Source organism: Streptococcus pseudopneumoniae (assembly GCF_001072315.1).
Lineage (GTDB): Bacteria > Bacillota > Bacilli > Lactobacillales > Streptococcaceae > Streptococcus > Streptococcus pseudopneumoniae_R.
Genome location: NZ_JVLI01000112.1, coordinates 36,189 through 50,223, shown reverse-complemented (window position 1 = coordinate 50,223; position 14,035 = coordinate 36,189). Strand labels below are relative to the sequence as shown.

The window sequence follows — 14,035 nt, the reverse complement described above, 5'->3', positions numbered from 1 at the left end:
GAGCTAACGGAATTTTCCGTTAACTCAATATTTTCTATTTACCTCAAAACACTAGACACTTACATAGCAGAATTCCTAAAAAAATCGCAATCAAACCACCTAGGTAGGTCAAAGCCAAATAAGAATAAAATACCTTCTTATCACTTAACAGTCTTTGAAGTTCATCATTCAAGGTGGAAAAAGTTGTCAAACCGCCACAAAATCCTGTTGCTAAAATAGCATAGACTTCCTTAGACTCCACATGATTGTAGAATAATCCAATTAAAAAACAACCTAGAAGATTGGCTATGAGCGTTCCAAGGGGCAATTTAGATGCTTGATTATAGCGGGAAAAGAAATACCGTACGAGCGCTCCTAAGCCACAAGCAATTGCAAGATAGACGATTACCATTTCTTCCTCCCTAGAAAATAAGCCAAGAGTAGACCTCCACCAATACTCAAAAGCAAATACATAACTAAACTAAGATAACGCCCAGTATCCAGTAGTTTCACAGCATCAAGCATGAGACTAGAAAAGGTTGTTAGACCTCCGCAAAAACCTGTACCTAGTGCTAAAACCAAGCCCTTACTAGTCCCCTTATAGACCAGATAACCCTTGACAAGATAAACCAGGCAGAAAACTCCCAGATAGTTGACAAAGAGAGTGCCCCAAGGAAAGTCTGGACTGGCTGGCAACCAAGTGGAAACTAGGTAGCGGACAAGTCCGCCCAACATAGCAGCTAGAAAAATCCCTAGCGGATAAAATTGTTCTTTTTTCATTTGATATTTTGATCCTGATAATCACGCGAACGTTTGAGTATGTCCGAAAAAGTCGCTACAATAGTCTCCTGATAGCGCTTGTCTCCTACACGACTTCTAACCTTTTCAAAAATAACTTCTTCTCTCTTGGTATCTAAAATTGCTTTACCTGAAGCTTTCTTATAGGCAACTACATCCTCAACCAAATGCATTCGTTCTTCTAAGAGCTTAACGATTTGGTCGTCGATTTGATCAATTTCTTGGCGAATAATATCTAAATCCATACAGTCTCCTCCTTTATTTGAATTATTGTATCAAAAAGCCACCAAATAGGCTAGTAAAATCCCAACTCTCGATAAGAAAAATGCACTGATTGATTACATCAGCGCACGTTTATACTTATCCTACTTTTGCAGCCAATTCTTCTGCGAATTGTTCCAAGCGGTCAATGTCTTCTTCCTCAGCAGAGAGATCAACTTTAACACACTCTGAACCTTTTTCTGCTCCTGTCGCTACAAAAACGCGGTCAAAGTCATCAACAGCCTTACAGAATTCATCGTAGAAGGTATCTCCTGAGCCGACCACTCCGTAGATTTTGCCATTCAAGTTGAGATCTGCTAAGTCTTCGTAGAAGTCCATCATCTCATCTGGCAATTCTCCATCACCATAAGTATAGGTCGCAACGATAGCAATGTCTGCTTCCAAGAAGTCTGAAGCGTCAACAGTTGTACATTCATCAACATCGACATCCAAGCCCAAGTCACGTAATTTGTCTGCTACAATATCTGCAATTTCTTCGGTATTACCGGTCATACTGGCAAATACAATTTTTGCTAATGCCATATCGTCCTCCTCAATTTATCTTTCTCCATTATATCACATCTTTTTCATTTTAAAAATAAAAATTCTTGTGCTACAATGAAATGAGAAAGAATTGAGGTTATCTATGGAAATTTGCCATCAAATTTTAGAAAAAATCAAAGAATACGACACGATTATCATTCACCGCCATATGAAACCAGACCCTGATGCCTTGGGAAGTCAGGTGGGATTGAAAGCTCTTCTCAAACATCATTTCCCAGAAAAAACCATTAAAGCTGTTGGTTTTGATGAACCAACTCTTACTTGGATGGCTGAAATGGATTCTGTTGAAGATAGTGCCTACCAAGGCGCTCTTGTCATCGTCTGTGATACGGCGAATACTGCTCGTATTGACGATAAGCGCTATCGTCAAGGTGATTTTCTCATTAAGATTGACCACCATCCCAATGATGATGTATACGGTGACCTGTCTTGGGTCGATACTAGTTCAAGTAGCGCTAGCGAGATGATTACCCTATTTGCCCAAACAACCCAACTGGCCTTGTCAGATCGCGCTGCTGAGTTGCTCTTTGCAGGAATTATTGGTGATACAGGCCGCTTCCTTTATCCTTCTACGACTGCACGGACTCTTCGCCTGGCTGCCTCTCTAAGAGAACAGAACTTTGACTTTGCGGCTCTCACTCGCAAAATGGACACTATGAGCTACAAAATTGCTAAACTTCAAGGCTACATCTATGACCATCTGGAAGTGGATGAAAATGGTGCAGCGCGAGTTATCCTGAGTCAAGAAGTCTTGAAACAATTCAATGTTACCGATGCTGAAACTGCAGCCATTGTCGGTGCACCTGGACGTATTGACAGTGTGAGTCTCTGGGGAATTTTTGTGGAGCAGGCTGATGGCCACTACCGTGTTCGCTTACGCAGTAAAATTCATCCTATCAATGAAATCGCCAAGGAACATGATGGTGGAGGCCACCCTCTAGCAAGTGGTGCTAATTCCTATAGCCTAGAGGAAAACGAAATCATCTACCAAAAGTTAAAAAACTTGCTTAAAAACTGATAAAATACTTGCCAAACTTTTCAGAATCTGATAGACTAGTATGGTAACAATCTATGGCTCGCAAAGAGACCATGGCAGAAAGGAAATATTGCAAAATGAAAAAAGATATCCATCCAGAATATCGCCCAGTTGTCTTCATGGACACAACTACTGGTTACCAATTCCTTAGCGGTTCAACAAAACGCTCTAACGAAACAGTTGAGTTCGAAGGCGAAACTTACCCATTGATCCGTGTGGAAATTTCATCAGACTCACACCCATTCTACACTGGACGTCAAAAGTTCACTCAAGCAGATGGACGCGTGGATCGTTTCAACAAAAAATACGGTCTCAAATAATGATAAAAAGAACAGTTTCGACTGTTCTTTTTGTTTCTTGAAATCAACTGCTGTTTTCATGTTCCAAACTCAAAAAAATAGAAAAGATATATACTAGCTATATATAGTATCGATTGGAGGTATACCATGACGACATCACTTACTAAGCAATACAATTTTAAAATCAATGAATCATCAATGGAACAAGCTAGAGCTATCATTAAGGAAAAAGGAATGACTATGACTGATGCTATTAGTCTTTTTATCGAGCAGATTGTACTCGAACAGGATTTGCCAATAAAATCTGCAGAAGATTTACACCGTGAGCGATTAATTCAGGAACTACAAGCCCAATCTGAACGTGCCTTAAGAGAATATGAATCCGGACAAGGAACTTCCTTAGATGATATGAGGCTACGATATGGCTTATAAAGTAATTATTTCGACTGAGGTGATAAAAATACTGTGGCCAAAATTATTGACGGCTTAAAAAGTTTAGAAAGCTTTCCTGAAGCTGGCTTTGATGCAGATGAAAAAATCGAACTTAAAATCAAAAGTAAGTACCCCACACGAGGAAAAATTATCGGGCAGTATATCTTGCTTTACTTTATCGATCAAACTCAAAGAACTGTTTTTCTTTCCCACTTATTCCACACCAAAAGCGACTATATTACCTTGCTACAAAGCAAAAATAACAAAAACTCAAAATCATCATTTTAATGTCCACTGCTCTCTTAATAGCCTTGTGATTATAAAGAATACAGTCTGCATTTTAACTAGAAAATCAAAAAACTTTGCACTCTCGATTGCCACACAATGGTTTCCAGAGTACAAAGTTTTTCAATTAGACCAGATTTAATCTTCCTTATCTTGATTTTCAGTTCCTTTAGTTGTATTGTCTTCCCAAAGGATACGCTCGATACGGTGGAATCCTGACCAACCTTCTTCTGTCTTATTTTCGTCCATATAGTCTGCCAAACGGAAGTCAATTTTGACATCTGACTCACCAAAACTTTCAGCAATTGGTTCTGAACGCTCATAGGACATACGAATCAGTGGATAAACCTTTTTGGCTTCTTCTAACTTACCTTCTTTCAACAGTTTTACAAACCCTTCCGTATCTGTCAAAAGCTTATCGATTTGCTCTTGCACAAAAGTCTTATATTCAGCAGTGGCCTTATCAAACATTTTTTGCTTGTACTCAGACAAGGCTGTCACCTTAGATGAATCGCTTGTATCTGCTGATTTTTCAAACCTAACAGCACAAGCTTGTCAATAGCAAGGCTGAAGATAAAAGGACAAAACCTAGTTTTTTCATTGTTTACTCCTATCGGTTCAGGAAACCTGAATTAATTTTACGTTCCATTATACCATGTTTTCACTCATTTTTCATTAAATTTTCAGAAAATTTAATGTTATGAATAGCATTACAAATGCAAAAAACTAAGCCTAGGAAAATCTCCAAAGCTTAGTTTGATCTAGTTTCTTAATTTCCAGCGTAATATTTTTGAATTCCTTTAATAATGCCTTCAACTAACTTATCTTGGTATTGATCACTACGGATTCGTTGGTTTTCTTCTGGATTATCCATATAACCCAACTCCAATAACACAGCAGGTTTCGCAGTCTCACGAAGAACAGCGAAGGTGGCTTGCAGAAGCCCAGCATCTCTAGCTCCTGTCTCGGTCAAGAGAGATGAATGAAGGTCAGCGCCCAAACGATTACTTTCACTCATTCGGTCTGGATTATTGTGCCAGTACTGGTTAATCTTGCTCGGGTAACCTGCATCTTCCTTATAAGAATAAGTCTGTATTCCCAGATTCAATGTTGTGTCATTCCCAGTAGCGTTAAAATGAATACTAATAAAGAAGTCTGCATTCGTCTTATTTACCATACGAGAACGCTCTGTCACAAAGTCAACATCCACATCACTATCACGAGATGTTAAAACTGTATAGCCAAGTTCTTCTAAACGTTTCCGTAATTTACGAGAGACCTGTAGATTCAAATCTTTTTCAGCTATTCCATAATAGTAAGCGCCCGAATCACGTCCACCATGCCCAGGATCTAGGAAAATAGTTTTACTATAGCGCCCCTTTTCAAATCCTTTTGGAAATTCTTGAATCCATTTACCATTATCTTTGAAAAAATGGCTACTTCCATTAATAGTATAAGTTCCAGTGACATAAACGCCATCTTCTTTAAGATAATACCAAGCTTTATAATCTGGATCATAAAGCCACTCTTTGTGAGCCATGTAGCCACCAGATTTTAGATAGTAAGAGCCAACCCATTGCTGTTCAGCATAGTGTCCGCCTGACTTGAGATAAAACCAGCTAGAGTAGTTAGGATCGTACACCCATTCTTTATCTGCCATAGCCCCACTGGACTTTAGGTAATAATTTCCCTTCCAGATATTAGCCATCATGGCACCATTTTGATCAAATGCATACCACTTACCATTGATTTGACTCCATTGGTTAGACAGATATTTTCCTGAACCATTGGCGTAGTACCACTTGTTAGCCATCTGATACCAGCTATTTTCAAGTAAGTAACCATTCTTATCAAATAGGTAGCCCTCATAAAGAGTATCTGTAAATTTGACACCCGTTTGACTATAATAAGCCCACTTCCCATCTTCTTTTACCCAACCAGTTTGTAGCTTAGACTCAGTAGGAAGAGTTGGCTTTGTCTCCTGCTCACTCGAACTAGGAGTCATTGGCTGGTTTTCTGTAGCTGCTTGAGAAGTACTTGCAGAGCTAGTAGCTGAACTACCGGTAGAGTTATTCGTAGAATGACTAGCATCATTAGCTAGAACTGTTTGGCTAGTAAATCCAAGAAGAGCCAGAGCAAGAATCGTAAATTTCTTATATGATTTCATTTATAACCTTTCTAGGGGAATGGAATCCCTGTGTTATTGAGTTCTTTAACTTCCTTGATGAAGGAGTTTTTTAAGGATAAAATTTCATTTTCTGGAAATAAGACTTTCATGGTATCAAGATGTTGGATAATCTGATGTCCTAGTTTTATCCCCTCTATTTTATTTTGTCTAAGAAGATTATACACCTCATACATCTTGATAGTCATAAAAGGATATAGAGGTAAATAGTAACCAGTATGGACAAAAATCCTGCAATACTTTATACGATACAATTCAATTTTATCTATCAATTGTTGTGCCAAATCATAATAAGCATTTTCAGAATAGTATTTAACAATTGTTCGAAGTACATCCACCAACATATGGGTTTGATTTGTAGCTAAAGGAAGGCTACTTGTAAGAATTTCAAAAACTTCTTTTTCTTTTTGTTGATACATTTGAAGGGGAAAATCAAATAAAGTACCTAAGCGTTGAAATACATGAAAATCAAAAGGTAACCAGTAATCCATAGAAAACAACTGCTCTTTTAGTTGTTCAAGAATTTCCCAATCCTCTTCAGTTAGCATTTTTTCAGTAGATATGAGAGTTAGTAGATGAAGGAAATTTCTAACATAAGGATTTTCATCATCTTTGACTGTATCTTTGGCATCATCAGACTCCAAAGTTCGATCATTTCTATGTTCGACTAATTTGGTTGTCTCTTCATTTTGCATGGAAACCACAAGGATGATGTCTTCATTAGAAACAATATTCAGATTTTCAAAGATTTTAAAGAAAGTATCTGCTTTAATCATAGCTTCGCCCTTTTCAAACTTACTTAAATTATTAGGGCTAATCGCTGTACCAGCTACTTGTTTTAGAGTAAATCCTCTCTCTTCTCTCATTTTTTTAAGCGCGGGGCCGAAATTTGTAGACATAACTTTCTCCCTTATTTTATTTTAACTTCACTTTTACATTATACACTAATCATAAGCAAATAGGAGAAAAACTACGAAAACGTTCTATTTCACCTTGATTTTGGGGTGTTGATATAGAAAAACGTATTTTTTCGTTGCTTTTAGTTTTTTAGTAAAGATTTTTAGTATACTAGATGTAAATCAATGGAAAGGAGATCTGATGAAAAACTTTTGTTAGAAGGAATAAGGAGGAAATTAATTGAACAAAAAGAGAAAATATTTCATACTTGCAACAATTGCAGCCTTATCACTGCTGGGGGCAGGAAAGTTCACGACTAATCAAGTTTCAGCTAGCGAACGCACTGTATTCGGTCGTGATTCGAGTGGCTCAGAGATAAACCCATTTTCTGATTTCAGAACGTCCACAGGTTTGAAAATCGTCGGTATCAAAGGCACATTCTTGACTCCAGATAAACAAGCGATTGTAGACCGAGTCAATGAAATTCGTAAAGAAGCTTATAACGAAGGTCTAGTAAGCCGCTATGTCCCAGTCAAATGGTCGACTAGTCTTGAACAAGCTTCACTTCGTAGAGCGGCAGAAGCAACAATATCCAAAGCTCATCATCGTATGACTGGGGAACAATTGTATGCTGGAGTATATTCTGATAACTTTGCACATTTAGCGGGGAATTTAGCCTATGGTAGTGAGACTGCTTTAAAAGCTGTTGAACTTTTCTATGAAGAAAAACAGAATCTAAAAACAGGTTCAGGTGAAACAGGTCACTACCGTCATATGATTGATCCAGAATGAACTACTGTCGCAATGTCTACGTTCACGAAGTCTAATTCCACTTGGCCTACCACTTCACAATTATTTGCTAAAAATACAAATGATTCAGATTCATTAGTTGGAAGTTACAATGAGGCAATCGTTTATACTGAAGTATACAACGAAGAATTGCGCAATTTCTCCCTAACTCAAAATATACAGATTAGACCAAACTCTTCCAAGACGATTTATTTGACAGCTCAATCTTCCGCGGAACGTCGTTTTTCTTCAATGGATCCGACAGTCATCATTCCGACGAATCGTGACTGGTCAAGCAGTGACACGTCTGTCGCAACAATAGACAGCAGCAGAGAAATCACTGCACACAAAGAAGGTACAACAACTGTCAAAGTATCATCTGACGGTCAAACGTATTCTACGACTGTGACAGTATCCGCTGATGCCCCTGACCAAACTTCTCATTTTAAAGTTGATACATATTCTAGTGTCTGGACTAACGATCCAAACGAAGTTTTAGCTCGTATTCGTCGTGGTCGAGCCGACGGAGCTCGACAATCAGGGTCATGGGTCAAATCTGGTTCTCGTTGGTGGTATAAGCACGCCGACGGCTCTTACAAAACTAACGGCTGGGAAAAAATCAATGGTGTTTGGTATCATTTTGATAACTCTGGCTGGATGCAAACTGGCTGGGTAAAAGACGGTAGCTGGTACTATCTCGACGGATCAGGTGCTATGAAGACTGGTTGGCTAAAAGATAACGGTAGCTGGTACTATCTTGATAGCTCAGGCGCTATGAAAACTGGTTGGATGAAGGTATCTGGTAAATGGTACTATGCCTATAGTTCAGGTGCACTCGCAATCAATACGACTACACCTGACGGTTACCGTATCAATTACGACGGTGAGTGGGTATAATGAACTAAAACAAAAATAAACAAAGGACAATCATTATTTAATTTTAAAGATGATATCCTTTGTTTTTTATATACTTTTATTGTCCACTGCTAATCACAATTCTTAGATTCACTCAGAAAAAGATTAGACTTTTAACCTTAAAATTGATAAAATAAAAAGAAAAATAATTGTAAAAGGAAACTGTAAATCACCATGATGAACATGCAAAACATGATGCGTCAAGCACAAAAACTTCAAAAACAAATGGAACAAAGCCAAGCTGAACTTGCAGCTATGCAATTTGTTGGCAAATCTGCTCAAGATCTTGTTCAAGCGACCTTAACTGGAGATAAGAAAGTTGTCAGCATTGACTTCAATCCAGCTGTCGTTGACCCAGAAGACCTTGAAACACTTTCAGATATGACTGTTCAAGCTATCAACTCTGCTCTTGAACAAATCGATGAAACCACCAAGAAAAAACTAGGTGCTTTCGCCGGGAAATTGCCATTCTAATAAAAAAGGCTCTATAATATTTATAGTGGGTAAATCCCTTATAGATATTATGGAGCCTATTTTGATGTAGAAAAAGTCCCATAAAATCTATAATGAAAAGCGATCAAACAATCATTAGAAAGAATCCTATGGAACAATTACATTTTATCACAACTGCTTGATATTGAAAACTTTTTTTCTCATACTAAGTCCTAAACGCTAAAATCATTCTTAATCTTTTTTACCATTTGTTATTATATTCCTAAATTCCGGCTAAAACAGTCCACCAGACTGTTCTACTTCAATACTTAAGGCAAGTTGTAAGTCATGCCAAGCCATGAAGTAATTTAATCAAAGATTTCATGAGTACATGGTCATCAAACGCTACTAACAGCATAGTAGTAAACTATTGTATCGCCGACTTTTCGTATGTGCTTAACTACTAAAAAGATTATAGAGACACTCTTGAGTTGCTAAGAAGAATGAAAGCATCACTATAATCTCTTACATTTTTACTTCTAAAGTAAGGTTTTTCGTACTCATTGAGAATAATCTAAAGCTAGCCTATCCTCGCTTTCAGGCTTTTTTTAGAATCTTTCTAAAGAAAGCATCACCGCCCTTCAATTATTTTATTCCAACGTAAAATTAGGAGAGACTAATAATCTTATCCAATGCAATGCCTTTGCTTTTCGGAACTTTGAAAACTTCAAAAAACAGATTTCCACGATTCGCAATATCAAAAAAGAAAGGACAAAATTTGCCCTTTCTCGAGCTTAGCTTTTCTTCAACCCACTACAGTTGACAAAGAACCTTTAATTTTAAAGACTTTTTCCCGTCTCTTTTATATATCTGTCAATGGTGTTGCGGTATCTGGTGAGGTATCATAAACCTTAAAGTCTACTCCGACTCCCAGATCAGCTTGTGCTAGCTGATTGACCATGGTCATATGAGCCAGTTCCTTAATATTGTTCTCCTTAGATAAATGCCCAAGATAGATTTTCTTAGTGCGATTTCCCAAGGTACGAATCATAGCTTCGGCACCATCTTCGTTAGAAAGGTGACCCAGATCCGATAGGATTCGTTGTTTGAGTCGCCAAGCGTAAGAACCTGCTCGCAAAATCTCTACATCATGGTTGGACTCGATAAGATAGCCGTCCGCATTTTCGACAATCCCTGCCATACGGTCACTAACATAACCTGTATCTGTCAAAAGGACAAAACTCTTATCATCCTTCATAAAGCGATAGAATTGCGGTGCGACTGCATCATGGCTTACACCAAAACTCTCTATGTCAATATCTCCAAAGGTTTTGGTTTTACCCATTTCAAAAATATGCTTTTGCGAAGAATCTACCTTGCCAAGATACTTGCTATTTTCCATAGCCTGCCAGGTCTTTTCATTGGCATAAAGATCCATACCATACTTGCGAGCCAAAACACCCACTCCATGAATATGGTCTGAATGCTCATGCGTAATCAAGATGGCATCCAAGTCTTCTGGCTTGCGATTAATTTCAGCAAGTAGGCTGGTGATTTTCTTACCAGATAAGCCTGCATCCACTAAAAGTTTCTTTTTTGGGGTTTCCAGATAAAAGGAATTTCCACTGGAACCCGACGCTAAAATACTGTATTTAAAGCCTGTTTCACTCATTCTAGTCTTCTACTTCGTCCTCCCATATTTCTTCTTTCACTGCATCCTTATCATAAGGGAGCACAATTGTGAAAGTTGATCCCTTACCGTATTCACTCTTGGCCCAAATAAAGCCCTTATGTTGTTTGATAATTTCCTTGGCAATAGACAGTCCCAGACCTGTTCCACCTTGGGCACGACTTCTAGCACGATCCACACGATAAAAACGGTCAAAAATACGTGGTAAATCCTGCTTAGGAATACCCAAACCTTGGTCTGAGATGGATAAAATCATCTGATCATCAGTCGTCTTCATAGTCACTGTGATTTTCCCACCATCTGGCGAATACTTGATGGCATTGTTAAGAATATTATCAATCACCTGTGTCATCTTATCTGTATCAATTTCAATCCATACCGAGGTAATTGGGTAATCTCTCACCAGTTCGTATTTCTTATCTTCATCCTGCCCTCTTATCTGATCAAAACGGTTGAGGATAAAAGTAATAAAGGCAGTAAAGTTAATCAGTTCCACATCTAGGTGACTGGTTGCATTATCAATATGTGAAAGATGGAGAAGATCTGTCACCATGCGCATCATACGATTGGTTTCGTCTAGAGATACCTTGATAAAGTCTGGTGCTACAGTTTCACACAAAGCCCCCTCATCCAAGGCTTCAAGATAAGATTTCACACTAGTTAGAGGAGTACGTAGCTCATGACTAACGTTGGAAACAAAGAGCCTCCGTTCGCGCTCTTCCTTCTCCTGCTCTGTCGTATCGTGTAAAACAGCCACCAAACCCGAAATAAAGCCAGACTCTCGACGAATCAAGGCAAAGCGAACACGAAGGCTCAGATATTCACCATTAGCATCCTGAGAATCAATGATGAGTTCAGGAATTTGGGTAATCAAATCACGAAGTTCATACTCATCTTCAATCTTAAGTAACTCTAGGATACTCTTGTTGAGAACATCTTCTTTCTGAACACCTAACTGTTTCTTAGCCATGTCATTAATCATGGTAATCTTGCCACGACGATTGGTCGCAAGGACTCCGTCCGTCATATAAGAGAGGATACTATGTAATCGTTTACTCTCTTGTTCCAGATTTTCTTGGGTTAAACGAATTACTTCTGATAAATCATTGAGATTATTAGTAATATTGGTAATTTCAGAGCTTCCCTGCATATCCAATACCTGAGAATAATCTCCTGCAATCAGGTCTTTTACCTTTTGATTGATTTGCTTCAACCGAATATTATCCCGACGATTTTCTAGCAAAAGTAAGGTCACTACTAAAATAAAGCCAAGTAGAATGAGGATAAAGATAAAATCACTGGTTAAAACTGTATCTTTAATTAGTTTAATCATTATTTCTCATATAATAACCAACACCGCGACGTGTTAGGATATACTCAGGACGACTTGGTGTGTCTTCAATCTTCTCACGCAAACGTCTGATGGTTACGTCAACTGTTCGAACATCTCCGAAATAATCATACCCCCAGACCGTTTCAAGCAAGTGTTCACGCGTAATTACTTGACCGATATGAGAAGCCAAGTGATACAAAAGCTCAAATTCACGGTGGGTTAAGTCTAGTTCTTCACCGTATTTCTTAGCAACATAGGCATCTGGAACAATCTCCAAGTCCCCAATTTGCAAGGGTTGAGTTTTATTTTCATCTGATTCTTGATTATCTACAGAAGCCAAGTCCGTGCGACGAAGAAGAGCTTTAACACGCGCCTGCAACTCACGATTTGAGAAGGGTTTTGTCACATAGTCATCCGCCCCAAGCTCTAAACCGATAACCTTATCAAATTCGCTATCCTTAGCTGACAGCATGATAATAGGCACACTACTAGTCTTCCGAATAGTCTTCGCAACTTCTAAACCATCAATTTCTGGAAGCATCAAATCCAAAATAATAATATCTGGTTGCTCTGCTTCAAATTGTTCTAGCGCTTCACGACCGTTAAAAGCAGTTACAACCTCGTAACCTTCCTTGGTCATATTAAACTTGATAATATCCGAGATTGGTTTTTCATCATCTACAATTAATATTTTTTTCATATGTTCACCTTTTTCTCTACTATTATACCAAAAAAATAGCAAGAAGACACAATAGCTAGTCTTTGCTACTGTCTAAGTTGGCTTGTACATAAGCCTGCCAGATTTTTTGTTGGGGTTTGGCAAGTGGAACATCCTTGAACTCTTCTGGTGAGAGCCAGCGAACTTCCCTATCTGAAAAATCATGGAAGTCACTCACTTGACCTGCTACAATTTGAACATGCCATTTACGATGACTAAAGACATGCTTGACAGTCTCAAAATAAACATCAAGCCAATCAACATCTAGGTCATAGTCCTGCTGGAAACTCTCTTCTGGACTGGGGCCAAAATTCACACTTTCTTCTGCAACCTGATGGAAGAGGTCAAACTGTTCCTCTTCCGAAAAGCCATCTACTTCTACCAGTGGGAAATGCCAAAAACCTGCCAATAGCTTTTCGCTTTCATTTTTTTCAAGTAAAAATTGTCCCTGAGTATTTTTGACCACTAAGGCTTTAAGATAAATGGGAATTGGCTTTTTCTTGGGAGCCTTAATTGGATAACGATCCATGCTTCCGTTCTGATATGCCGCACTAAAGTCCTTAACCGGGCTTTCTTCTGGCCTAGGATTAACTGGTGCCTCAATATCAGATCCTAAGTCCATCAAAGCTTGATTAAAGTCACCCGGACGCTCTGGGTCAATCAAGATTTCCATCATTGCCTGAAAAATTTTGCGATTACTTGGAATCCCAATATCATGGTTGACTTCGAACAGACGGGCCAAAACACGCATAACATTACCATCTACAGCTGGCTCAGGCAAGTTAAAAGCAATGCTGGAAATCGCTCCTGCTGTGTAGGGGCCAATTCCTTTCAAACTGGAAATTCCTTTATAGGTGTTTGGAAATTGGCCACCAAAGTCAGTCATAATTTGCTGGGCTGCAGCCTGCATATTACGAACTCGAGAATAATAACCCAAACCTTCCCAAGCCTTCAACAAACGCTCTTCAGGCGCATTCGCCAAACTTTCCACTGTCGGAAACCAGTCCAAGAATCGTTCATAATAAGGAATAACCGTATCCACCCTGGTCTGCTGGAGCATGATTTCAGATACCCAGATATGATAAGGGTTTCTACTTCTCCTCCAAGGTAAATCTCGTTTGTTTTCATCATACCAAGTGAGAAGTTTCTTACGAAAAGAAACAATCTTCCTCTCTGGCCACATGACGATACCGTATTCTTTCAAATCTAACATATCTCTAGTATAACACAGAAGATTTCACCTGTCTTTGTATCTGATTTATAATATTTTCAATAGATAGTATATAACTTTTCTATTTACTTAGATATTTGATATGACTTCAACTGAAAATCAATAAAGTATCGGAGAATGTGATTATCCACTTTCAAGGTTTGATTGTAAAACAAATAAGCTAGAGATATAGTCTTATTTAAAATAGTTGA

General features: G+C 38.4%; 15 protein-coding genes and 5 pseudogenes. 9 read left to right on the top strand and 11 right to left on the bottom strand.

Going from position 1 to position 14,035, the window contains the following annotated elements; genetic code table 11:
* Positions 1–43: 43 nt before the first annotated feature.
* The 4 genes from crcB (ADH54_RS05985) to ADH54_RS05970 form a co-directional block, all read right to left on the bottom strand.
* Positions 44–391: a fluoride efflux transporter CrcB gene (gene crcB, locus ADH54_RS05985; RefSeq protein WP_049524403.1), complete on the bottom strand. Its 348-nt coding sequence runs from the start codon at positions 389–391 to the stop codon at positions 44–46.
* Positions 385–759: a fluoride efflux transporter CrcB gene (gene crcB / locus ADH54_RS05980; RefSeq protein ID WP_049524402.1), complete on the bottom strand. Its 375-nt coding sequence runs from the start codon at positions 757–759 to the stop codon at positions 385–387. Before crcB (ADH54_RS05980) ends, crcB (ADH54_RS05985) begins: the two co-directional genes overlap by 7 nt.
* A complete protein-coding gene (locus ADH54_RS05975; protein ID WP_049524401.1) occupies positions 756–1,022 on the bottom strand; it encodes a chorismate mutase in 267 nt (88 codons plus the stop codon). The genes crcB (ADH54_RS05980) and ADH54_RS05975 overlap by 4 nt, the downstream gene beginning before the upstream one ends.
* A 115-nt stretch (positions 1,023–1,137) precedes the next feature.
* Positions 1,138–1,581, bottom strand: coding sequence for a flavodoxin (locus ADH54_RS05970; protein ID WP_049524400.1), 444 nt, complete (start codon positions 1,579–1,581; stop codon positions 1,138–1,140).
* Between the two features lie 103 nt (positions 1,582–1,684).
* On the opposite strand from ADH54_RS05970, the gene ADH54_RS05965 reads away from it, so the two are divergent.
* The 4 genes and pseudogenes from ADH54_RS05965 to ADH54_RS05950 all read left to right on the top strand — a co-directional run bounded on the left by ADH54_RS05965 (position 1,685) and on the right by ADH54_RS05950 (position 3,657).
* A complete protein-coding gene (locus ADH54_RS05965; protein ID WP_049524399.1) occupies positions 1,685–2,620 on the top strand; it encodes a DHH family phosphoesterase in 936 nt (311 codons plus the stop codon).
* 95 nt (positions 2,621–2,715) lie between these two features.
* The gene (locus tag ADH54_RS05960) at positions 2,716–2,958 is read left to right on the top strand and encodes a type B 50S ribosomal protein L31 (protein ID WP_000710764.1); all 243 of its coding nucleotides are present in this window, start codon (positions 2,716–2,718) and stop codon (positions 2,956–2,958) included.
* A gap of 126 nt (positions 2,959–3,084) precedes the next feature.
* Complete coding sequence (locus tag ADH54_RS05955) at positions 3,085–3,369, top strand: type II toxin-antitoxin system RelB/DinJ family antitoxin (protein WP_049524398.1); 285 nt, start codon at positions 3,085–3,087, stop codon at positions 3,367–3,369.
* Positions 3,359–3,657, top strand: a pseudogene (locus ADH54_RS05950) (type II toxin-antitoxin system RelE/ParE family toxin). Before ADH54_RS05955 ends, ADH54_RS05950 begins: the two are co-directional and overlap by 11 nt.
* A 153-nt stretch (positions 3,658–3,810) precedes the next feature.
* On the opposite strand, the pseudogene ADH54_RS05945 reads toward ADH54_RS05950, so the two are convergent.
* The 3 genes and pseudogenes from ADH54_RS05945 to ADH54_RS05935 all read right to left on the bottom strand — a co-directional run.
* Positions 3,811–4,255 (bottom strand): annotated as a pseudogene (locus tag ADH54_RS05945) (imelysin family protein); the annotation flags it as partial.
* Positions 4,256–4,423: 168 nt separating this feature from the next.
* Positions 4,424–5,821: an N-acetylmuramoyl-L-alanine amidase gene (locus tag ADH54_RS05940; RefSeq protein ID WP_049524397.1), complete on the bottom strand. Its 1,398-nt coding sequence runs from the start codon at positions 5,819–5,821 to the stop codon at positions 4,424–4,426.
* Positions 5,822–5,832: 11 nt separating this feature from the next.
* Complete coding sequence (locus ADH54_RS05935) at positions 5,833–6,738, bottom strand: helix-turn-helix domain-containing protein (protein ID WP_049524396.1); 906 nt, start codon at positions 6,736–6,738, stop codon at positions 5,833–5,835.
* A 238-nt stretch (positions 6,739–6,976) separates the two neighbouring features.
* Between ADH54_RS05935 and ADH54_RS05930 the strand changes: the two genes are divergently transcribed.
* The 5 genes and pseudogenes from ADH54_RS05930 to ADH54_RS12750 form a co-directional block, all read left to right on the top strand.
* Positions 6,977–7,528: a CAP domain-containing protein gene (locus ADH54_RS05930; RefSeq protein ID WP_049524395.1), complete on the top strand. Its 552-nt coding sequence runs from the start codon at positions 6,977–6,979 to the stop codon at positions 7,526–7,528.
* 12 nt (positions 7,529–7,540) lie between these two features.
* Positions 7,541–7,927 (top strand): annotated as a pseudogene (locus ADH54_RS12675) (Ig-like domain-containing protein); the annotation flags it as partial.
* A gap of 135 nt (positions 7,928–8,062) precedes the next feature.
* Positions 8,063–8,422: pseudogene (locus tag ADH54_RS12470) on the top strand (N-acetylmuramoyl-L-alanine amidase family protein); the annotation flags it as partial.
* A gap of 192 nt (positions 8,423–8,614) precedes the next feature.
* Complete coding sequence (locus tag ADH54_RS05920; protein ID WP_000981526.1) at positions 8,615–8,914, top strand: YbaB/EbfC family nucleoid-associated protein; 300 nt, start codon at positions 8,615–8,617, stop codon at positions 8,912–8,914.
* Positions 8,915–9,419: 505 nt separating this feature from the next.
* Positions 9,420–9,670: pseudogene (locus tag ADH54_RS12750) on the top strand (ISL3 family transposase); the annotation flags it as partial.
* 64 nt (positions 9,671–9,734) lie between these two features.
* Here the strand turns inward: ADH54_RS12750 and ADH54_RS05915 are convergent.
* Genes ADH54_RS05915 through mutY form a run of 4 tightly spaced genes read right to left on the bottom strand, consistent with a single transcriptional unit; the run spans position 9,735 to position 13,826 of the window.
* Entirely contained in the window at positions 9,735–10,544 is an 810-nt protein-coding gene (locus tag ADH54_RS05915; RefSeq protein WP_000004961.1) for an MBL fold metallo-hydrolase, read from the bottom strand.
* A gap of 1 nt (position 10,545) precedes the next feature.
* Positions 10,546–11,895: a cell wall metabolism sensor histidine kinase VicK gene (gene vicK / locus ADH54_RS05910; RefSeq protein ID WP_049524394.1), complete on the bottom strand. Its 1,350-nt coding sequence runs from the start codon at positions 11,893–11,895 to the stop codon at positions 10,546–10,548.
* Positions 11,888–12,595: a response regulator YycF gene (gene yycF / locus ADH54_RS05905; protein WP_000722071.1), complete on the bottom strand. Its 708-nt coding sequence runs from the start codon at positions 12,593–12,595 to the stop codon at positions 11,888–11,890. The genes vicK and yycF overlap by 8 nt, the downstream gene beginning before the upstream one ends.
* Before the next feature lie 55 nt (positions 12,596–12,650).
* On the bottom strand, positions 12,651–13,826 hold the full coding sequence (gene mutY / locus ADH54_RS05900) for an A/G-specific adenine glycosylase (protein ID WP_049524393.1): 1,176 nt from the start codon (positions 13,824–13,826) through the stop codon (positions 12,651–12,653).
* Positions 13,827–14,035 lie beyond the last annotated feature (209 nt).